The following is a 21135-nucleotide window of genomic DNA, read 5'->3' as shown; positions in this document are numbered from 1 at the left end:
GAAACAAAAGGGAGGATTGCGGGATGGGGATGCGGATCGCGACGCTGGCCGTGATGGCGGGCCTTGCCTGGCTGGGCGCGCTGCCCGCCGTGGCGCAGACGCCGGTGCCGACGCGCTACAGCAAGCTGACGGTCTTCGGCGACAGCCTGGTCGACGCCGGCAATGCGCAGGAGGGACGGCGGCGCACCGGTGGCGCCGATCCGACCCCGCCGGCGCTGGGCTATGCGGACGGCCGCTTCACCAACGGGCTGACGTTCGCCGACTATCTCTCGGTCGACCTGGGGCTGGGGACCACACGGGCGGCACTGCTCGGCGGCGGCAATTTCGCGGTCGGCGGCGCGAAGGCGTCGGGCACCGGCTCGCCAAGCCTGAGCTTCGGGGAGCAGGTGGCATCCTTCGCCGGCACGGGGCAGCGGTTCGGCGCGGACGAACTGGTGCTGGTGACGTTCGGCGGCAACGACCTGCGCGACGAACTCTTCGCGTTCGCGAAGACCGGGGGTGCCGACGCCGTCGACTTGCGGCCGGCGACGGATGCCCTTACGTCCGGCCTCGGGCTGCTCGGCGCGCTGGGCGCGCGCAACTTCGTGGTGGTCGGCCTGCCCGACATCGGGCAGATCCCGGAGGTCACCGGTAACGGCGCCCTTCCGCCGAATGGCTTCGCGTCCGCGCAGTCGCGCGCGCTCAACGATCTGTTCCGCATCGAGGCGGGCGCGCTCGCGGGATCGAACGGCTGGAACCTCGGCTTCTACGACCTCTACAACCAGCAGCGCACGATCTATGCCGACCCGGCCGGCTATGGCCTGCCGTCGGCGCTGAATACCAGCAACGCCTGCCTGCGACAGTCCGGCGCGGCGCCGGCCTGCACCGGCTACGTCTATTTCGACGATATCCATCCGACCACCGCGCTGCACTCCGCGATCGCGCAGGGCATCGAGCGGCTGGGGGTGGTGGCGCCTGCGCTGGTGACGTCCGCGGTGCCGGAGCCGTCGACATGGGTGGCGATGGTGCTGGGCTTCGGCGTGGTCGGTAGCGCGATGCGACGCCGCCGCACGGCCGGCGCGCTCGCCACGGCGGTGTGATCAGGTCCGCCGACACGGCGGTCGTCATCGGAGAAGAGCGGGTACGCAGCACTACGCACCGACGACGTGTTCCCGATCCAAAGCCGACAACGTCGCCGATACAGATCGACAAACTGATCTAGATAAGGTTCGTTCCTGCTGGCTCAGCGGGGGCAGACCGCGTGCGACAGCGGGGAGCGCAGCGTGACGCGCAGCCCGTGGTGCGTGTCTCCCGCGTGGCGCCGAGCCGCGGCGCGGTTCAGGAACGCGGCGCAGGCGCCGCGGTCGAATCGCGTTCGACCAGCACATGGTCCAGCACGCGCGACCGCTCCGCCGCGGGTAGCGGCTGGCCGGTCCGCATCTCGCGGATCAGCAATTGCAGCGCCTCGGCGGCGAGTTGCTGCACCGGCTGGCGGATCGTCGTCAGCGGCGGCCACAGCGTGATCGCCGCGGTCGTATCGTCGAAGCCGGTGACGGTCAGGTCGCCCGGCACGTCGAGATGACGCCGATGCGCCACCGAGACGACCGCCGCGGCCATGTCGTCGTTGCTGGCGAAGATCGCACTGGGCGGGTGCGCGGTGTCGAGCAGCCGCTCGCCCGCGACCAGCCCGGAGGCATAGCTGAAATCGCCTTGCGCGATCCGCGCCTCCACGTCGCCCGCCTCCGCGACCGCCGCGCGGAAGCCGTCGAGCCGAGCGGCGCTCGCCTGCTGTTCGGGGTTGCCGACCACGAAGCCGATACGGCGGTGCCCCATCGCGATCAGATGGCGCGTCATGTCGCGGGCCGCGCGGTGGTCGTCGATCCCGACCGAAATCGCATCGGCGACGGTCGCCCCCACCACCGCGACCGGCAGCCGCGCCTCGCCCAGCATCGCGCGCACCCGCTCCATCTCGCCCAAGGGTGGCGCCAGGATCACCCCGCCGATCCGCGCCGCGATCAACCCGGCGACCGCCGCCTCGTCCGGCACCCCGCCGTCCTGTCCCTTCAGCAGGATCAGCTGCGCTGCGCGCGCGGACGCCTCCTCGAACACGCCCGCCAGGAAGTCGCCCATGAACGCGGCGCTGGGGTTCGAATAGATCACGCCGATGCGGATTTCCCGCGAGGTCACCAGGCTGCGCGCCATCAGGTTGGGCGTGTAGTTCAGCGCACGGATCGACGCGTTGACGATCGCGCGGGTCTCGTCGCGCACGCCGCCGTCGCCGTTGATGACGCGCGAGACCGACATCGGCGACACGCCGGCATGTCGGGCCACGTCGATGATCGTGACGCCGCGGCGGCGTCGGGAAGGCTGGGTCAAGACCGTCTCGGATTGTCGATGCGCATGGAGGGCAGGGCGATGTCGTGCATCGCCGGACCGGCGATCGTCAACGCCCCTGCCGCGGCATGCGACCAAGATCGCGCTTGCAGCGACGGCGCCCTGCCGCCTACGACCAGAAGCGGTAACGTTACCGGAGGGATAGACGCGTGAGACGGTTCCGATCGGTGCGCTGGACGATCATCGCGCTGTTCGTCGGTGCGATGGTGATCAACTATCTGACGCGCAGCATCCTGGGGGTCGCGGCCCCCGCGATCATGACCGAACAGGGCATCTCTTCGGCGCAATATTCGTGGATCACCGGCGCCTTCCAGTTCGGGATCATGTTCCAGCCGGTCGCCGGTTACCTGCTCGACCTGATCGGGCTGAAGATCGGCTTCACCCTGTTCGTCGCGATCTGGTCGCTCATCACGATGGGGCATGGGCTGGCGACCGGCTGGATCGGTTTCGCGGGGCTGCGCGGTGCGCTGGGACTGGTCGAGGGCTCGGCACAGCCGGCGGGGATGAAGGTGGTCGCCGAGTGGTTTCCTGCCCGCGAACGCGGCGTGGCAGGCGGCATCTACCAGATAGGCGCCTCGTTCGGCGCGGTCTTCGCCCCCGCGCTGGTCGCGTGGGCGGTGCTGCACCACAGCTGGCGCGCGGCGTTCTTCGTCGCGGGCGGGCTGGGGCTGGCGTGGGTGGTGGCATGGCTGGCCTGGTACGCGCCGCCGCAACGGCATCGCGCGATCTCGCCGGAGGAACGGCGGCTGATCCTGGACGGGCAGGAGCCCGAACTGGCGCAGCATCGCCGCCGCCCGCCGCTGCGCGAACTGCTCGCGCGCCGCAACCTGTGGACGATCGCCGCCGCGCGCTTCCTCGCCGATCCGGTCTGGGGGATGCTGTCGCTGTGGATGCCGCTGTACCTGGTCAAGGTGCGCCATTTCGACCTGACGCAGATCGCGATGTTCGCTTGGCTGCCGTTCCTCGCCGCCGATCTCGGCTGCCTGTTCGGCCCCGCCGTGGTCGCCGGGTTGCAGCGCCGCGGTGTCGACCTGATCGACGCGCGCCGCGCCGCCTTCACGCTTGGCGCGGTGTTGATGACCGGGATGATGTTCGTCGGCTCGGCCGGCAGCGCCGCGGCGGCGGTCGCGCTGCTGTGCCTGGGCGGCTTCGCGCACCAGACGTTGTCGGTCACCGTCATCACCATGACCTCCGACCTGTTCCCGCAGGATCAGGTGGCGACCGCGACCGGCGTGTCGGGTACCGCCGCCAACCTCGGCGTCCTGATCTTCACCCTGGTGCTCGGATCGCTGGTCGACAGCGTCGGGTACCAGCCGTTCTTCGTCCTGCTCGGCGTCCTCGACCTGGTCGGGGCCGCCTTGCTCTGGACCCTGATCCGAAAGCCCGCATGACCATCCGCAATCCCATCCTGCGCGGGTTCAACCCCGACCCCTCGATCGTGCGCGTCGGCGAGGATTACTACATCGCCACCTCGACCTTCGAATGGTTTCCCGGCGTGCAGATCCACCATTCGCGCGATCTCGCCACCTGGCGGCTGGTGGCGCGGCCGCTCAGCCGCGCCGACCAGCTCGACATGCGCGGCAACCCCGATTCCTGCGGCGTTTGGGCGCCCGACCTCAGCTATGCCAACGGTCGCTTCCACCTGATCTACACCGACGTGAAGCGCTACGGCCGCACGACGGTGACCGGCGCGACCGGGGTGTCGCTGCGCGATTTCCACAATTACTGGGTTTCCAGCGAGCGGATCGACGGCGACTGGTCGCCGCGCGTCCACCTGAACAGCAGCGGGTTCGATCCCGCGCTGTTCCACGACGACGACGGGCGAAGCTGGCTGCTGAACATGCTCTGGGATCACCGGCCGGGGCACAAGCGCTTCGCCGGCATCGTCGCCCAGGAGATGGACCTCACGACCGGCGCGCTGCTCGGCGAGCGGCGCGTGATCTTCGACGGCACGCCGCTCGGCTTCACGGAGGGGCCGCACCTCTACAAGCGCGACGGCTGGTACCACCTGCTCGTCGCGGAGGGCGGGACGGAGCGCAACCATGCGGTGGTGATGGCGCGGTCGCGCAACCTGTTCGGGCCCTATGAGGTGCATCCCGACGGCCCGGTGCTCACCGCGCGCGGCCGCCCCGACCTGCCGCTGCAACGCGCCGGGCACGGCGATCTGGTCGACACGCCGGCGGGCGAGACGTGGCTGGCGTATCTGTGCGGCCGCCCGCTGCCCGGCAGCGACCGCTGCGTGCTGGGGCGCGAAACCGCGATCCAGCCGATGACCTGGGGCGACGACGGCTGGCTCCGCCCCGCGCTGCCGCAGGCGGAGGGGGGCGACGCAGGCGCGGACGTAAGCCCGGAGGTAGGCCACGACGACTTCGCCGGCGCGGCGCTCCCCGCTGCGTTCCAATGGCTTCGGACGCCGTGTCCCGAACGGCTGTTCAGCCTCACCGCGCGCGCGGGGCATCTGCGCCTGTACGGCCGCGAGACGATCGGCAGCCACTTCGAACAGGCGCTGGTGGCGCGGCGCCAACAGGCGTTTCGCTATACCGCCGAGACGCTGGTCGACGTCGCGCCCGCGAATTTCCAGCAGGCCGCGGGGCTGGTCTGCTATTACAATTCCTCCAAGTTCCACTTCCTCCACCTGACCGCCGACGACGCCGGGCGCCGCCAGTTGCAGGTGCTGTCGGTCGCGCCGGTCGACGAAGGACACGGCACGCTGTCGGCGGCGGTCGCGGTGCAGGACGGGCCGATCGCGCTGCGCGTCGACGTCGACGAGGAGGAACTCCGCTTCGCCTTCCGTGCCGAGGGCGACGAGGAATGGCGGTGGCTGCCGGAGACGTTCGACGCCAGCATCCTCTCCGACGAGGCGACGCTGCCCGGACTGCCCAATTTCACCGGCACGTTCGTCGGCATGGCCTGCCAGGACATGTCGGGCAGCGGCATGCCGGCCGACTTCCGCCACTTCCGCTACACAGAACGCACCGCGCGGCAGCCCTGAACGGGGGGCGTTGCGGGCGCGGGAGCGAGCGGCAGACGCGCGTTCTGACGCGCGCCGTCGCACGACGCTCTCGACACGGCCCGCCGCGCCCGGCATCGCGGCGCCGGGCGGCGCGGGTGCGCCCGACAGCCAGGGTCCGTTGCCATGCCGAATGCGAGAAAGCTCAGCCCCCGGAACATCAGTCCTTCCATCATCAGCACCGCGGCGCTGGCGATTTCCAGCGCGATCAACTTCCTGGGCGTGATGCTGTGGGTGCGGATCCTGTCGCCGCAGCAATTCGGTATCTTCGCGCTGCTCTCGTCCTCGGCGCTGTTCATCAACGCGCTCGCGTTCGAATGGATCAGGACGATGGTCGCGAGGCTGCTGTACGACGCGAGCAGCCCGTATCTGGTCAACAAGCGCAAGTCGTTCCTGATGCTGCTGCTGGTCGCCTCGATCGCGGCCGTGCTGCTGATCCTGTCGCTGGCGGCGTATCTCTCCGACGTCACGGTCGGCGGGATGAACGCCACGCTGCTGCCGATCGTGGTCCTCTACGCGATCAGCGAGATGGCGATCACGATGATCAACTCCACCAGCCGCGTGCGGATGCTCCATTGGCAGTTCTTCGCGTCGATGGTGTTCCGCTCGGCGCTGGTGATCGTCGTCGGCTACGTCTTCGTCGTGCATCTGCGGCTCGGGGCCGAGGGGCTGGCGCTCGGCACCGCGCTGGCGCAGTTCGGGGCGGTGATCCTGATCTGCCTGGTCGATCCGGTCTGGCGCAAGTTCAGCGCGCGCGCGATGCTCACCAGCTACCGCGGCGCCGATTTCAGGGAGATCTTCGGCTTCGGCGGGCCGCTGATCGTCAGCAACGGGCTGACCTATCTCGTCTCGATCATCGATCGCTATCTGATCGCCGCGTTCCTCGGCAGCATGTGGGTCGGCTTCTACGTCGCCCCGCTCGACCTGACCGCCAAGACGATCGGCATCCTCATGCTGGCGCTGAACATCGTCTTCTACCCCGCGGTCGTGCGCGCCTACGAGGATCAGGGGCGCGACGTCGCGCGGCGCAAGATGGAGGAAAATCTGGCGGTGCAGCTGCTCCTGCTGTCGCTGCCGGTCGTGTTGCTGACCAGCTTTCCCGGTGAGGTGTGCCGCGTCGTGCTCGGGCACAATTTCTCGACCGAGTCGCGCTACATCCTGCCGTGGCTGACGATCTCGGTCGCGTTCCGCGTCCTGATCTCGAACTTCATCATGATCATCTTCCAGCTCGAAAAGAAGACCACCGGGGTCGCGCTGGCACCCGCGATCTCGCTGGTCACGGTCGTCCCGCTCGGGCTGCTCGGCATGTGGCTGGACGGGATCCGCGGCATGGCGATCGCGGCGGCGGCGGCGCAGGCGTTTACCTGGGCGGTGTGCCTCGTCGCGGCCAAGCGCGCGATGCCGGTGCGCGTGGTCGGCCCCGATGTCGTCAAGATCCTCGGCATCGACGCCGCGCTGTGCCTGCTCGCCTGGGCACTGCCGCGCCCGCAGGACGCGGTGTACCTCATCGTCGACGCCGCGATCATCGGCGCGGCCTTCGTGGTGCTGGCGCTCGTCGTGCGGCTTCAGGCGCTCGCCCCTATCCTTGCGCTGGTGCGCCGTCGCCGCTGAGCGGGTGTGACCGATCGGCCACGCTCGCCGGGAATCGGCGGCGCGGCCTGCGACCCATACGCCACGTCATGCGTCTTGCCCGGTGACCCAGCGCGACCTCAGATCGCCGGGCACGGAGGGAGAAGAGGCATGATATCGTCGACCATTCTGCACCTGATGCGCAGCACCGCCCCGACCGCGCTGCTGCTGGCCGCTGCGCCCGCCGCCGCGCAGGCGGTGGTCCCAGCGCAGGACACCGCCGAACGCTCGCAACCCGACAGCGGGATCGTCGATCCGCAAGCGCCGCAGGGCGACGATATCATCGTCGTCGGCACGGCCGGCGGCGGCACCCGGCGGCAGGACGCCGCCTTTGCGGTCACCACGCTCAGCGACGACGCGATCGAGCGCGCCGCGCCGAACAGCACCGCCGACCTCCTGCGCACGGTGCCGGGCGTGATGGCCGAAAGCTCGGGCGGGCAGAACGGCGCGAACATCTTCGTGCGCGGCTACCCATCGGGCGGCGATGCGCAGTTCGTGACCTTCCAGTTCGGCGGCGTGCCGATCTTCCCGCCGCCCACCTTGTCCTTCCTCGAAAACTCGCAGCTGATCCGCCTCGACGAGACGGTGCAGCGGGTCGAGGCGGTGCGCGGCGGCACCGGTTCGCTGTTCTCGAACGGCCAGCCCGGGCTGACCGTCAACGTCGTGCCGCGTACCGGCGGCAGCACGCTCCACGGGCTCGCGAAATTCTCCTACACCGACTATGACGAGGCGCGCGGCGACGCGTGGGTGTCGGGGCCGCTCGGCGAGAACACCGGCTTCATGATCGGCGGCTTCTACGCGCAGGGCAACGGCATCCGCGACCCGCGTTTTCGCGCCGAGCAGGGCGGGCAGGTGACCGCCAACATCCACCACGATTTCGACACCCGCGGCTCGGTCGAGATCTATGCGCGCTATCTGAACGACCGCGGGCAGTGGCTGCTGCCGATCCCGGTCATCCAGAACGGCCGCCGGATCAGCGAATATCCCGGCTTCGACGCCGGCACCGGCACCCTGCTGGGGCCGGAGACGCGCCGCACCACGAACCTGCAGGGCGCGACCGTCGACCTCCAGAACGGCCGCGGCGCCGACGTCATCAACACCGGCCTCACCTTCGATTACGAGGTCGCGACCGGATTGCGCGTGCGCGAGCGCATGAGTTACCTCGGCGGGCGTGCCGACACCAACGGGCTGGTTCCCGATGGCCCGCCGGTCGCCGCCTCGGCGCTGGCGACGACGCTGGGCGGCACCGGCTCCACGGTCGCCTCGCTCGCCTATGTCAACGGCGGCGGCGCGCTCGGCCCCGACACGGCGGTGATGCGCGCCGGCATCTGGAGCGTTCAGAAGAAGATTACCTCCTTCGTCGCCGACACCGCGCTGGAATGGAAGGCCGGCGGCAACACGCTGACCGGCGGCTTCTATTATGCCGATTACACCACCCGCGACCAATGGGCGCTCGGCAACCAGGTGCTGCTGACCGCCGAGCCCAACGCCCGTCTGCTCGACCTCACGCTGAACGGCGGGCGCACCGCGACGCGCGGCGGGTTCGTCGGCGGCAACGGCTTCCTCGTCGACGCCAATTACAAGGGCGCCGATCTGGCCTTCTACGCGGTCGACGAGTGGCAGATCACCCCCGAGCTGCGCATCGACGGTGGCGCGCGCTATCAGAAGCATATCGTCGACGGCACGCTGCGCACACCTGCCGCCACGCCGGTCAACCTCGACGGCAACGCGGCGACGCTCTACGACAATGCCGTCAACGTCTTCGGCGACCCGCGCACGCTGGCGCCATATCGCGAAGGGCGCTGGTCGTGGACCGCCGGCGCCAATTACGACGTCACGTCGCAGGCCGGCGTCTTCGCGCGCTACAGCCGCGGGCACAGCTTCCCGCAGTTCGACAACCTGCGCGAGAACCTGACGATCGTCGCCAAGGTCGACACCTATGAAGGCGGCCTCAAGGTCTCGATGCCGTGGCTGAACCTGTACGCCACCGTCTTCCACAACGAGTTCGACGGGCTGGCCACGACGCAGCTTATCAACAACGTCGCTCTCAGCCAGGTCGGCGGCGCCAAGGCGACCGGCGTGGAACTGGAGGGCGCGCTGCGGCCGTTCGCCGGGTTCAGCCTGGCGGCGGCGGGGACGTTCCTCGACGGCACCTATCAGGACTTCTTCACCGGCGGCGGGACGATCGACAATACCGGCAACCGCGTGCAGCGGCAGCCGCGCTGGATGTGGCGCGTCACCCCGTCCTACGAACTGCCGCTGGGCACGCTGCGCCCGTCGCTGTTCGCGACGCTGCAATATACCGGCGACCGCTTCTCCGACCCCGAGAACCAGCAGCTGCTGCCGCGTTTCTATCAGCTCGACGCCGGCGTCTCGGTCGACGTGGCGGAGCGGTTGCGCCTGCAGGTCACCGGCAACAACCTGACCAACGAGATCGGGCTGACCGAGGGCAACCCGCGCATCATCGGGTCGCAGGGGACCGGGCCGGTGCTGGCGCGCCCGATCCTCGGCCGCTCGCTGCGGTTCAGCGCCGCGTTGACCTTCTGACGACCTCGTCGCTCCGCGGGCACGGCGTCGGCCGGGCCGCGGAGCGGCGCAACAGGACCGACGCCCCGCCGAAGCCGGCCGCCACCGCTTGATTCCTCGCCGCCCGCGTGGTGTGCTCGCCCGTCCATGACCGCTCCCCTCCGCACCGCTCGCTTCCCCCCGATGCTCGTCGACGCCGCCCTGGCGCTCCACGACAACCGGCTGGAGATCGCCGAGCCGCTGCTGCGCCAGTATCTGAAGCGCGACCCGTTCGACGCGCGCGCGATCCGGATGCTCGCCGAGCTGGCGGGCCGGATCGGGCGCAACCGCGATGCCGAGACGCTGCTGCGCCGCGCGCTCGAACTCGCCCCGGGCTTCACCGCCGCGCGCGCCAATCTGGCGATCGTCCTTTATCGGCAGAACCGCGCGGTCGAGGCGCTCGCCGAACTCGACACGCTCCTCGCCGCCGAACCCGATCACCTCGGCCACGCCAATCTCAAGGCCGCCGCGCTGGGGCGGCTCGGCGGGTTCGAGGAAGCGATCGCGCTCTACGAACGCGTGCTCGCCGCCGCGCCGGCGCAGCCCAAGGTGTGGATGAGCTACGGCCATATGCTCAAGACGGTCGGGCGTCAGGCGGACGGCGTCGCCGCCTATCGCCGCGCCATCGCGTTGCGCCCGGCGCTCGGCGAGGCGTGGTGGAGCCTCGCCAACCTGAAGACCGTCCGCTTCGACGACGCCGACGTGGCGACGATGACCGCGCAGCTCGCCGATGCGGGCGTCGCGACCGAGGACCGCTTCCACCTCGACTTCGCGCTCGGCAAGGCTTGGGAGGACCGCGGCGACGCGCCCGGTGCCTTCGCGCATTACGCCGCCGGCAATACGCTGCGCCGTGCGCAGATCGCCTATGACGCCGGCGAGACCACGCGCTTCGTCGACGCGATCGTCGCGACCGGCACGCCGGACTTCTTCGCCGCGCGCACCGGCTGGGGCTGCCCCGCACCCGACCCGATCTTCGTGCTCGGGATGCCGCGCGCCGGCTCGACACTGGTCGAGCAGATCCTCGCCAGCCACCCGCTTGTCGAGGGGACGACCGAACTCCCCGACCTGCCCGCGCTCGCGCGGCGCATCGCCGACTATCCCGCCGGGCTGGCGATGCTCGACCGCGATCGCGCGCGTGAGCTTGGCGAGGAGTATCTGCGCCGCGCGGCGGTCCAGCGCCGCACCGACCGCCCGTTCTTCGTCGACAAATTGCCCAACAACTGGGCGCATGTCGCGCTGATCCGGCTGATCCTGCCGAACGCCACGATCATCGACGCGCGCCGGAACCCACGCGCCTGCTGCTTCTCGAACTTCAAGCAGCATTTCGCACGCGGGCAGGGGTTCAGCTACGGGCTGGAGGACATGGGGCTATATTACCGCGACTATGTGCGGATGATGGCGCATGTCGATCGCGTCCAGCCCGGCGCGGTCCACCGCGTCGTCCACGAGGCGCTGGTCGACGATCCCGAACCGCATATCCGCGCGCTGCTCGCCGCCTGCAACCTCGACTTCGACCCCGCCTGCCTGTCCGCGCACCGGACCGAGCGCGCGGTGCGCACCGCCTCCTCCGAACAGGTCCGCCAACCGATCTTCCGCGGCGGCGATCGCGCGTGGCGCCCGTTCGCCGCGCATCTGGGGCCGCTCGAACAGGCGCTCGGCGACGTGATCGACTGCTACCCGGATGCGCCTGCCTCGATGAGCGCCTGAAGCAGTTTTGCTCGATCCGCGCATTTTGTCGCGCGGCACCCATCATCCCGCCGGTCATGCTAGGCGTGAGAAGCACGTGCCGCGGGGTATGCGTCGACATGCTCAAGAAGAAGGGACCCGCGTTTCATCCCTCCGGAGCAGGTCGCCGTGACAGAATCGCCACGTTCGCAACAGATTGCATCCGAACGCACATCACCGATTGACCCCGGCGTCGCCGCATCGCAGCATATCGTCACAGATGCGCAACAAAGGGGATTGTTGTGGTGGTCAGCTTCCGTGCTCGCATGCTCCTGCCGTTACTCGCATCAGCGGCGTTCGCGGTACCTGCCACGGCGCAGACCGCTCCTGACCAGCCCGCCGGCACCGGTAGCGGCCGGACCACCCAGGCCGACACCCCGTCGCAACAGCCGGACAGCGCCACCACCGACGGCGACATCATCGTCACCGCGCAGAAGCGCGACGAAAGCATCCAGAACGTGCCGATCAGCATCCAGGCGATCGGCACGCGCCGCCTCGATCAGCTGAACGTCTCGAACTTCAACGATTACACGCAATTGCTGCCCTCGGTCGCGTTCCAGTCGTCGCAACCGGGCGTCACCACCGTCTACATGCGCGGCGTCGCCTCGGGCGGCGACGGCAACCACTCCGGCTCGCTTCCCTCGGTCGGCGTGTACCTCGACGAGCAGCCGGTGACGACGATCGGCGGCACGCTCGACGTCCACATCTACGACATCGCGCGCATCGAAAGCCTCGCCGGGCCGCAGGGTACGCTCTACGGCGCGTCCAGCGAGGCGGGCACGATCCGCATCATCACCAACAAGCCCGATACCGCCGGCCTCTACGGCCGCGTCGACGGCGAGGTGAACACCGTCCACGCCGGCGGCATCGGCTACACCACGGAGGGGATGCTCAACATTCCCTTCAGCGAGCGCATGGCGCTGCGCGTGGTCGGCTTCTATCAGAAGGACGCCGGCTTCATCGACAACGTGCCGGGCACACGCAGCTTCCTGCCGCAGCCCGGCGGCATCACCGTGAACAACGACGCCTTCGTCGAAAAGGATTACAACGACACCGAGACCTACGGCGGGCGCGCCGCGTTGAAGATCGACCTAGACGACAATTGGACCGCGACGCCGACGCTGCTCTATCAGGAACAGCGCAGCCACGGCAGCTATGGCTACGATCCGCGCGTCGGCGATCTCGAGGTGCAGCGCTTCTATCCCGAATATCGCCGCGACCGCTTCGCGCAGGCCGCGCTGACGATTGAGGGGCAGCTCGGCAACTGGGACGTCACCTACGCCGGCGCGCTGCTCGACCGGCGCGCGCTGCAATCCAGCGACTATACCGATTACGCCGAGGCGTATGACAATCTCTATTCGGCGGTCGGCGGGCTGGCCGGCTATTTCTATTATCAGGACAATGCCGGCAACACGATCGACCCGCGGCAACGGATCATCGGCCGCGACCATTTCAAGAAGCTCAGCCAGGAGGTCCGCGTCGCCTCGCCGGTCGACCAGCCGTTCCGGCTCGTCGCGGGTGCCTTCTACCAGCGGCAGAGCAACCTGATCTTCCAGGATTACCAGATCCCGGACCTCGGCACGGCGGTGTCGGTCAACGGCTATCCCGGCACGCTCTGGCTGACGCGCCAGCACCGCGTCGACAAGGATTATGCGATCTTCGGGGAGGCGAGCTACGACCTGACTCCGAAGCTGACGCTGACCGCGGGCGGGCGCGTGTTCATCTACGACAATTCGCTGATCGGCTTCTTCGGCTTCGGCCGCAATCCGGGCGTCGATCCCGACGACGGGCGTCCGTACACCGCGACGCCGTTCAACGCCGCGGGCAGTTCGCGCACCGGCGTGGCCGGCTGCTATCTGGCAGGCGGCGCAACCCTGCGCGACGCCTTCCTGAACGGCGGCGATACGTCCGGCTTCCTGACCACCCGTGACGTCGGTGCGATCCCGTGCGTCAATCTCGGCGTACCCGCCGGCGGCCGCGTGGTGCCCAAGCGCGCGGACGGGCAGGGGGTCACCTACCGCTTCAACGCGACATGGAAGCCGACCGACGAGGTCCTGCTCTACGCCACCGCCTCGCGCGGTTTCCGTCCGGGCGGGATCAACCGCCGCGGCGACGTCGGCGATTACGACGCCGACTTCCTGACCAATTACGAGATCGGCTGGAAGACCTCGCTTCCCGGCGGCGCGTTGCGCTTCAACGGCGCGGTGTATCAGCAGAACTGGGACCAGTTCCAATTCTCGTTCCTTGGCGAGAACAGCTTCACCGTCATCCAGAACGGACCCGACGCCCGCATCCGCGGGATCGAGCTGGACGGCAGCCTCAACCTGGGCGCGCTGTCGCTGACCGCGTCCGGCGCGTACACCGATGCCAAAACGCGCACCGACCTGTGTTCGTCGGTGGTCTGTAGCGGCACCGGGACCGATATTTTGGCGCCATCCGGTACACGGCTGCCCATCACGCCGCGTTTCAAGGTCAGCGGAACGGCGCGCTATGCGGTACCGATCGGCCCCGTACGTGCCTATGTGCAGGGACTGGTGGCACACCAGAGCTCCGCCACGTCCGATCTGCGCCTCGCCAAGGCCGCCGCACTCGGCCGTTTGCAGGCCTATACCAGCGCGAACCTGTCGATCGGCGGCGAGGTGTCGAACTATACGTTCGAAATCTTCGTGCGAAATCTGTGGGATGAACGCGGTCAGCTCTCCCGCTTCCAGCAATGCGGCGCGTGCGACCAGCGCCCCTACATCGTCCCCATCGCGCCCCGCACGATCGGCCTGCGCGCCGGCGTGAAATTTTGATGCCGTAATTGAGGGGGTTGGGCGAATTCTGAATGTACCCCGGGGCGGTGCAGGTGATGTCCGATGGTCGAAGGCGAGCGCCGCGCCCGTCGTCGTGCCGTCGTGCCGGGTAGAACGAGACGTCGGCAATCGAAGCGAAGGCCATCTGTCTCGCGACGAAGGCGGCGTCGCGCGCGGTGGGTACACGCGTCCGACTGAAGCAGCGGCGTCGCCCCCGACCATCTCCGCACCGCGACCAAGGGCGAGGGCGTCAAGTGGCGGATAGGGCGGGGCTTACCGGACTCGCCCCGCCCTCCAGCCCGCCCGGCGCTTACTTGCCGAAGATATTCGGCGCATTCTTCAGGACGTTCTGCACGACGTCGGTGACGCCCTGAAGCCCGCCCTGCGGCTGCTGCTGCTTGGCGGCGGCGTCCTGTGCGGCCTTGGCGGCGGCGACGGCGGCGTCCTGCGCGGCCTTGGCGGCCTGCTCCTGTTCGTTGGCCGCCTGTTCGGCCGCCTTCTTCGCCGCCTGTTCGGCCTCCTTGGCGGCCTTTTCGGCTTCCTTTGCCGCCTTGTCGCGCGCCGCCTGCTCGGCATCGGCCGCGGCCTTTGCGGCGTCCCTGGCGGCTTGCTCGGCCGCCTTGTCGCGCGCGGCCTTTTCCGCTTCCTTGGCCGCCTTGTCGGCACTGGCCTTGGCCGCCTCGTCCGCCGCCTTTGCCGCACGCTCGGCGGCGTCGGCGGCAGCCTTGGCGACGCGATCGGCGTCCTTCGCGGCATCGGCCGCGGCCTTGTCGGCCGCCTCCTTTGCGGCGCGCTCGCTTGCCTTTGCAGCTTCGGCGGCCTGATCCGCGGCGAGCTTGGCGGCGTCGCGCGCGGCCTTGTCGCGCGCCGCTTCCTCGGCGCGCTCGGCGGCGCGCGCGGCCTGCTCGTTCGCTTTGGCGATGTCGTCGGCCGCCTTGGCGGCCTGCTTGGCGGCCTTGTCGGTTTCCTTTGCGGCATCGGCAGCGGCCTTGTCGGCGGCGTCCTTGGCGGCCCGCTCGCTGTCGCGCGCGGCCTTGGCGACCTGGTCGGCAGCGTCCTTCGCCGCGTCGCGCGCGGCCTTGTCGCGCGACGCCTTGTCCGCTTCGTCCGCGGCGCGTGCGGCCTCCGCGGCGGCGCTGGCGGCGTCACGGGCGGCGCGATCGGCGGCGGCCTGCGACGCGGCATCGCTGACCGCGGCGGCGAGCCGCGTGGCGAGCTCGGTCGCCTGACGCAACGCCTCCTGCGCGGCAGCCCGGCCGGCCTGTCGTGCGGCAAGGGCCGCCTGCGCATCCGCGGCTTCCGTGGCGGCCCGCTCGGCCGCAGCGGAATGCGCCGTCGCCTCGGCCGCCAGTGCCTGTGCCCGCGCCGCCTGATCGGCGGCGGCCCGTTGCGCAGCAGCGGTGCTGCGCGCGACCTCGGCCGCGGTGGCGTCGGCTGCGGCTGCGGCGTCACGGGCAGCGGCCTGCGCGGCGGCCTGTTCCGCCTGCTGGGACGCCAGCGCGGCGGCGGCGGCCTGCGCCGCCTGCGCGAGCCGGGCGGCCTCCGCATTGCGCGCGGCGGCTGCATCGGCCTGCGCCTGCGCCTGCGCGGTCGCCTGAGCCGTTGCGAGCGCCATTTGCGTGGCCTGCGCCTGCGCAGCGCTGGCGGCGGCGGTCGCGGCGGCGTCGGCCTGCGCCTGCGCGGCCGCCCTGGCGACGCGCTCCGCTTCGGCCTTGGCGGACTGTTCGGCGGCGGCTTCAGCGGCGCGGGCGGCTTGTTCCGCGGCAGCGGCGGCAGCCGCCTTCGCAGCGGCGCTCTGCTCCTGCTCGGCGGCGGCGCGCGCGGCGTCCTCCGCCGCCTTGGCGCTGGCGGCAGCAGCGGCAGCGGCGCTACGCTCGGCGTCGGCCCTGGCCTGCGCGGCGGCGGCAAGCTCGGCATTGCTCTTTTCCGCGACCTCGGCGGCGGCGAGCGAGGCGGACTGCCGCTCGACCATCACTGCCGCCGCCTCGACGACGCGCGTCGTGGTGCTCGTCGCTTCGTTGGCGATGCGCGTCGCCGCCGCGACACCCGCGACGTCGCCGCCGATCGTGCCGGAGACGAGCCCCCCGGTCACCGCCGACAGCGACGCGGGCGGTGCATAGACGGCCTCGGTCAGTGCCGGTGCGACGCTGGCGACCTCGACGCTGGCGGGCACAGTCGCGACCGGCGCCGCGTCCGCGGCGAGCGCACTTGCACCGACGTCGACCACGGGCTGCGCCGGGACGACCTCGGCTGGCGCCGCTTCGGTGGGCGCGGCCTCGGCGGCGGCGCTCTCGGCCGGCGCCGCTGCGACGGGCGCGACAGGCTCGGCGGCGGGCGCGTTGGGGGATTCGATCACGCGCGAGCGGCCGTTGTCCTCGATCGTCATCCGCATCCGGTTCGTCGCCGATACGATCGCGACCGCACCCGGCGTCACCAGATCGTGCGCACCGCCGTCGAGCGTCGCGACGTCGACCGCGCCCTCCAGCACCTGCACGGCGGTTCCCTGCGCCGACACCCCCACCGAGAAGGTCGTGCCCTTCACGACCGCGGCAAGGTACGGCGTCTGCACCTCGAAATGCGGGGTCATCTTCTTCTTGATCATGAAGACGATGTTGCCGAATTCCTCGACGACGCGAGTCACGCCGGTGGCCTGCGCCTCGGCCGGCAGGCGCAGCCGCGACGACGGTGCGACCATCATGAACTCGGTCCCGCGCACCAGCACCGCACGCCCGCCCTGCGCGGTCGTCACCACGTCGCCCGCCGACACCGCGGTGCCGCGCGTCGCGATCGTGCTGACGCCGGCACGCGCGATCGTGACCGTGCCGGTCGTCTCGCTGACCGTCCAGCCCGCAGGCGCGGCGAGCGCCGGGACGGAACAGGTTGCCGCCAGTACGGCAAGCAGGGCGCGGCGCATCGAACATCTCCCCTTGCCGCGGACCTGACGACCGCGACGATGACGTGCCGCGATGCGCCCCCGAATCTTGCGATCGGGTCACCGATCATGGTTGATGCGCTCGAAAGGTGCGATTTGGCGCCCTTCAACCAAATCACAAGAATTGCCCGGCTACCCGGCACCGTTGACCAAACGGAACGGGATCGAATGGCGCGGATAGGAACATGGTCGGTGCTGGCGGCGCTGGTGTCGCAGGGCGCCGCCGCGCAGACCGCGCTCGACCGCGCGGACCCGCGGCTGATCGAACGGACGCTGCCGGAGGCCGAGGCGCCGCCGCATCCAGCCGCACCCGCGCCCGCCGCGCCGCTGGCGACCGTCGCGGCAGCGCCCGCGCGGCTGACCGAGGTGGTGCGCGCGGTGATCGTCGACGGGCGCGACCGGTTGTCACCGGCGCTGTTCGCCGATCCGATCGCGCGGGTCATCGGCCAGCGGCTGGACCGCGAGCAGGTCGGCGAACTGGCGGGTGCGATCGCGAAGGTCGCGCGCGACCGGGGTTATCCGTTCGCGACTGCGCAGGTGCCCGCGCAACCGCAGCGTGATGGCGTGCTGCACGTCACGCTCGACCTGGGCCGGATCGACGCGGTGCGGGTGATCGGCGCGCGCAACGCCGCCGCCGACCGGCTGCTGGCCCGCGCGCTCGCGACCGGCGCGCCGGTGCGCACCGGACAGTTGGAGCGCGCCTTGCTGCTGGTCGGCGACGTGCCCGGCGTGCGCGTGACCGACAGCCGACTGGTGCGGCAGGACGGCTTCGGCATCCTGCTCGTCACGATCGAGCAGGATCGCGCGTCGGGCTATGTCCAGCTCGACAACCGCGGCAGCAAGGAGATCGGGCCGTTCCGCTCGACCGCGCTCGCCAGCCTGCGCGGGCTGTCGCAGGACGGCGACGAACTGGCGCTGATCGTCTCGCAGACGCCGTTCAGCCCGACCGAATTTACCTTCGCGCGCGCGCGCTACGGTGCGCCGGTCGGCAGCAGCGGCGCGATCCTGTCGGCATCGGGATCGCTGGCACGGACGCGGCCCGGCGGGTTCCTGCGCATGCTGGACGTCCGCGGCCGCAGCGCCGATGCGGCGGTGGCGCTGCAATATCCGCTGCTGCGCACGCGCGCGCGCAGCCTGTGGGCGACCGCCGAGCTGCGCGCGCTGGGCACCGATCAGGATCTGGCGCGCCGCCGGCTGCGCAGCGACCGGATCGCGACGCTGACGGGCACGCTGGGGGGCAACATGACGCTGGCGGGCGGAACGCTGCGCGCCGAGCTGGCGACGATCGCCGGACTGCCGGTCGCCGGAACGACGCGCGAAGGCTCGCCGCTCGGTTCGCGCTTCGACGGCGATGCACGGTTCGTGGCCGGGACGTACCTGATCGACTGGACGGTGACGCTCGGCAAACCGTTCAGCATGGTGCTGGCCAGCGCCGGGCAATTGTCGTCGCGCCCGCTGCTCGCCGCCATGGAGATCGGGCTGGGCGGCCCGGCGTTCGGGCGCGGCTACGACTATGCGGAGCGGACCGGCGACAAGGGCGTGATGGGATCGCTGGAGCTGCGCGCCGACACCGGCCGCATCCCCGGCAGCGTCGTCGACCGCGGGCAGCTGTACGGCTTCGTCGACGGCGGGACGGTCGGCAACCTGCGCGGCGGGTTCGGCGGCGGCAGCCTCGCCTCGACCGGGCTGGGCATGCGGATCGGCACCGGCCGGGTCGACTGGATGGCGGAGGTGGCGTGGCCGCTGACCGCCGACCGCTTCGATACCGGCGACCGTCGCCCGCGCGTGTCGGTCCGCGTCGCGCGCGCCTTCTGATGCGCGCGTCGAGCAATGCGGTGATCCTGGCCGCGGTCGCGCTGATCGGGGCGATCGTGATGCTGCCTGGCATCGGCGGGCCGATCCGCCGCGCGCTGGAGCCGTTGCGCTTCGCCGCGCAGTCGCACGCGGCGAGCGGCCGGGTGGTGGTGGTCGAGATGGACGCGCGCAGCGTCGCCGCGATCCGCCGCTGGCCATGGCCGCGCCACCATTATGCCGCGGTCGTCGATCAGTTGACCAAGGCCGGGGCGCAGACGATCGTGTTCGACGTCGATCTGTCCAGCGCCTCGACCCCCGCGGACGACCAGGCGTTCGCCGACGCGCTGCGCCGTGCCGGGGGACGGGTCACGCTGCCCACCTTCGCGCAAGAGGCAGGCGCCGGCGATCGCCGCCACCTCGACGCGCTGCCGCTGCCCGCGTTCCGCCCGCACGTCAGCCTCGCGTCGGTAAGCTTCGCGCCCGACGTCGATGGCGAGGTGCGCGCGTTGCCGCTCGCCACCGTCACCGCCGGAACACCGCGCCCGTCGCTGTCGGCGTTCATCGCCGCACGCTCGGGCACCGCCGATGCGGACTATCCGGTCGACTTTTCGATCGACCCCGCGACGATCCCGCGGCTGAGTTTCACGGCGGTCGAGCATGGCGCGTTCGACCCCGCGGTCGTGCGCGGCCGAAACGTCCTGATCGGTGCGACCGCGATCGAGATGGGCGACCGCTATCCGGCGCCGCTGCGCGGCGTGCTGCCCGGCGTGACGATCCAGGCCTTGGGCGCCGAGACGCTGCTGCGCGGGATGCCGGAGCGCGGCAGCCCGCTCGCGACGTTCGTGCTGGCGCTCGCGCTATGCGTGCCGATCGTGCGCGCCCGCCGGGGAACGACGGCCGCGGGCGCGTTCGCGTTCGCGATCCTGGTGCTGACGGTCACGGTGCTGTCGGCGCAGCGCTGGCTCGGCCTCTATTACCTGCTCGGGCTCGGGCTGGTGATGATCGCCGCCGGCGGGATGCTGGTCGTCGCCCGCGATATCGCGCGCCGCTTCCGCGACGGGCGCCTGATCGACGAGGCCACCGGGCTACCCAACCAGCGCGCGCTGGCCGCCGCGTCGCAGCCAGGGGTCGCCGCGGTGGTGCAGCTGACCAATCTGGAGGAGCTGACCGCGGTACTGGGCGGCGCGCAGGTCGCGCAGGCGATTGTGCGCACTGCCGAGCGGCTGCGGCTGTGCAGCGCGCACGACGCGGTCTATCGCGTGCGCAGCCACCAGCTGGCGCTGCTGCTGCCCACCACCGAGATCGTCGAGGACATGCTCGCCACGCTGCGCACATTGCTGCTCCAGCCGGTCGAGATCATGGGGCGCAAGGTCGACGTGGCGGTGGCGCTGGGCATCGCCGAGGACGGCGACATGGCCGCCGCCGCGATGGCCGCCGGCGAGGCGGCCGCAGGCGGCGTGTTCTGGCGTCGCGCGCGGCTGAACCGCGATTACCTTGAAAGCGCGGTGTCGCTGATGGGCGAGCTGGATGCCGCGATCGTCGCCGGGCACATCGAAGTCCACTATCAGCCCAAGCTGGCGCTCGCCACCGACCGGATCGGCAGTGTCGAGGCGCTGGTACGCTGGCGGCATCCGGAGCGCGGCTTCGTCTCGCCGGGCGCCTTCGTCCCGCTCGCCGAGCAGACCGACCGCATCGCGCCGCTGACGCTGTACGTGCTGGCGCGCGTCATCGCCGACGCCGCGTGCTGGCGCGCCGCCGGACATCAGGTGAGCGCGGCGGTGAACATCTCCGCCAAGCTGCTCGACGCGCCAGCCTTCATCGCGGAGGTCGACCGGATGCTCGACGCCGCACCGCTGCCGCCCTCCGCGCTGATCTTCGAAGTGACCGAGTCGGCTACGATGTCCGATCCGCTGACCGCCACCGCCACGCTGCGCCATTTCCGCACCCGCGGTGTCGCGATCTCGATGGACGATTACGGCACCGGCCAGTCGACGCTCAGCTATCTGCGCGAGCTGCCGCTCAGCGAACTGAAGATCGACCGCAGCTTCGTCCAATATGCGCACGAGCGCGAGAACGACGCCAAGCTGGTACGCTCGACGATCGACCTTGCGCATGCGCTGGGGCTGAAGGTGGTGGCGGAGGGGATCGAGGACGCTGCCAACCTCGCATTCCTGCGCGCGGTGGGATGCGACTATGCGCAGGGATATTTCATCGACCGCCCGATGCCGTTCGACGCGCTGGTCGCGCGGCTTGGGGAAGGTGCCGCCCCGTGCGTGGAGCGCCGGACGTAAGGCAGTATCGGGCTTGAGGTA

11 protein-coding genes are annotated in these 21135 nt (G+C 70.6%); 9 read left to right on the top strand and 2 right to left on the bottom strand.

The window, feature by feature from the left end:
* Positions 1 to 23: 23 nt before the first annotated feature.
* Positions 24 to 1079: an SGNH/GDSL hydrolase family protein gene (locus J2Y58_RS04720; RefSeq protein ID WP_310099378.1), complete on the top strand. Its 1056-nt coding sequence runs from the start codon at positions 24 to 26 to the stop codon at positions 1077 to 1079.
* A gap of 238 nt (positions 1080 to 1317) precedes the next feature.
* Here J2Y58_RS04720 and J2Y58_RS04715 read toward each other — a convergent pair whose 3' ends face one another.
* Positions 1318 to 2355 carry a LacI family DNA-binding transcriptional regulator gene (locus J2Y58_RS04715; protein ID WP_310099375.1) on the bottom strand — a complete coding sequence of 346 codons (1038 nt, stop codon included), beginning with the start codon at positions 2353 to 2355 and terminating at the stop codon, positions 1318 to 1320.
* 167 nt (positions 2356 to 2522) lie between these two features.
* On the opposite strand from J2Y58_RS04715, the gene J2Y58_RS04710 reads away from it, so the two are divergent.
* The 6 genes from J2Y58_RS04710 (at position 2523) to J2Y58_RS04685 (ending at position 14097) form a co-directional block, all read left to right on the top strand.
* Positions 2523 to 3764: an MFS transporter gene (locus tag J2Y58_RS04710; RefSeq protein WP_310099373.1), complete on the top strand. Its 1242-nt coding sequence runs from the start codon at positions 2523 to 2525 to the stop codon at positions 3762 to 3764.
* Positions 3761 to 5365, top strand: coding sequence for a glycoside hydrolase family 43 protein (locus J2Y58_RS04705; RefSeq protein WP_310099371.1), 1605 nt, complete (start codon positions 3761 to 3763; stop codon positions 5363 to 5365). The genes J2Y58_RS04710 and J2Y58_RS04705 overlap by 4 nt, the downstream gene beginning before the upstream one ends.
* A gap of 144 nt (positions 5366 to 5509) precedes the next feature.
* A complete protein-coding gene (locus J2Y58_RS04700) occupies positions 5510 to 6994 on the top strand; it encodes an oligosaccharide flippase family protein (RefSeq protein ID WP_310099368.1) in 1485 nt (494 codons plus the stop codon).
* A gap of 129 nt (positions 6995 to 7123) precedes the next feature.
* Positions 7124 to 9559: a TonB-dependent receptor domain-containing protein gene (locus J2Y58_RS04695; RefSeq protein WP_310099365.1), complete on the top strand. Its 2436-nt coding sequence runs from the start codon at positions 7124 to 7126 to the stop codon at positions 9557 to 9559.
* Positions 9560 to 9685: 126 nt separating this feature from the next.
* The gene (locus tag J2Y58_RS04690; RefSeq protein ID WP_310099361.1) at positions 9686 to 11284 is read left to right on the top strand and encodes a sulfotransferase; all 1599 of its coding nucleotides are present in this window, start codon (positions 9686 to 9688) and stop codon (positions 11282 to 11284) included.
* Between the two features lie 284 nt (positions 11285 to 11568).
* Positions 11569 to 14097, top strand: coding sequence for a TonB-dependent receptor (locus J2Y58_RS04685; protein ID WP_310099359.1), 2529 nt, complete (start codon positions 11569 to 11571; stop codon positions 14095 to 14097).
* Positions 14098 to 14407: 310 nt separating this feature from the next.
* Here the strand turns inward: J2Y58_RS04685 and J2Y58_RS04680 are convergent, their stop codons facing one another.
* Positions 14408 to 17011 (bottom strand): FecR family protein, encoded by a 2604-nt coding sequence (locus J2Y58_RS04680; protein WP_310099356.1) that lies wholly within the window; start codon positions 17009 to 17011, stop codon positions 14408 to 14410.
* Between the two features lie 186 nt (positions 17012 to 17197).
* On the opposite strand from J2Y58_RS04680, the gene J2Y58_RS04675 reads away from it, so the two are divergent.
* Both J2Y58_RS04675 and J2Y58_RS04670 read left to right on the top strand, forming a co-directional pair.
* Positions 17198 to 18844: a ShlB/FhaC/HecB family hemolysin secretion/activation protein gene (locus J2Y58_RS04675; RefSeq protein ID WP_310099353.1), complete on the top strand. Its 1647-nt coding sequence runs from the start codon at positions 17198 to 17200 to the stop codon at positions 18842 to 18844.
* Positions 18844 to 21114 carry an EAL domain-containing protein gene (locus J2Y58_RS04670; RefSeq protein WP_310099350.1) on the top strand — a complete coding sequence of 757 codons (2271 nt, stop codon included), beginning with the start codon at positions 18844 to 18846 and terminating at the stop codon, positions 21112 to 21114. The genes J2Y58_RS04675 and J2Y58_RS04670 overlap by 1 nt, the downstream gene beginning before the upstream one ends.
* Positions 21115 to 21135 lie beyond the last annotated feature (21 nt).

Source organism: Sphingomonas sp. BE138 (genome assembly GCF_031456125.1).
Classification (GTDB): domain Bacteria; phylum Pseudomonadota; class Alphaproteobacteria; order Sphingomonadales; family Sphingomonadaceae; genus Sphingomonas.
This window is presented reverse-complemented; position numbering and strand designations above follow the sequence as displayed.

Excerpts from the sequence above, each read along its gene's own strand:
- J2Y58_RS04675 (WP_310099353.1), top strand. The coding sequence starts at position 17,198 with ATGGCGCGGATAGGAACATGGTCGGTGCTGGCGGCGCTGGTGTCGCAG.
- J2Y58_RS04705 (WP_310099371.1), top strand. The coding sequence starts at position 3,761 with ATGACCATCCGCAATCCCATCCTGCGCGGGTTCAACCCCGACCCCTCG.
- J2Y58_RS04690 (WP_310099361.1), top strand. The coding sequence starts at position 9,686 with ATGACCGCTCCCCTCCGCACCGCTCGCTTCCCCCCGATGCTCGTCGAC.
- J2Y58_RS04700 (WP_310099368.1), top strand. The coding sequence starts at position 5,510 with ATGCCGAATGCGAGAAAGCTCAGCCCCCGGAACATCAGTCCTTCCATC.
- J2Y58_RS04685 (WP_310099359.1), top strand. The coding sequence starts at position 11,569 with ATGCTCCTGCCGTTACTCGCATCAGCGGCGTTCGCGGTACCTGCCACG.
- J2Y58_RS04695 (WP_310099365.1), top strand. The coding sequence starts at position 7,124 with ATGATATCGTCGACCATTCTGCACCTGATGCGCAGCACCGCCCCGACC.
- J2Y58_RS04670 (WP_310099350.1), top strand. The coding sequence starts at position 18,844 with ATGCGCGCGTCGAGCAATGCGGTGATCCTGGCCGCGGTCGCGCTGATC.
- J2Y58_RS04720 (WP_310099378.1), top strand. The coding sequence starts at position 24 with ATGGGGATGCGGATCGCGACGCTGGCCGTGATGGCGGGCCTTGCCTGG.
- J2Y58_RS04680 (WP_310099356.1), bottom strand. The coding sequence starts at position 17,011 with ATGCGCCGCGCCCTGCTTGCCGTACTGGCGGCAACCTGTTCCGTCCCG.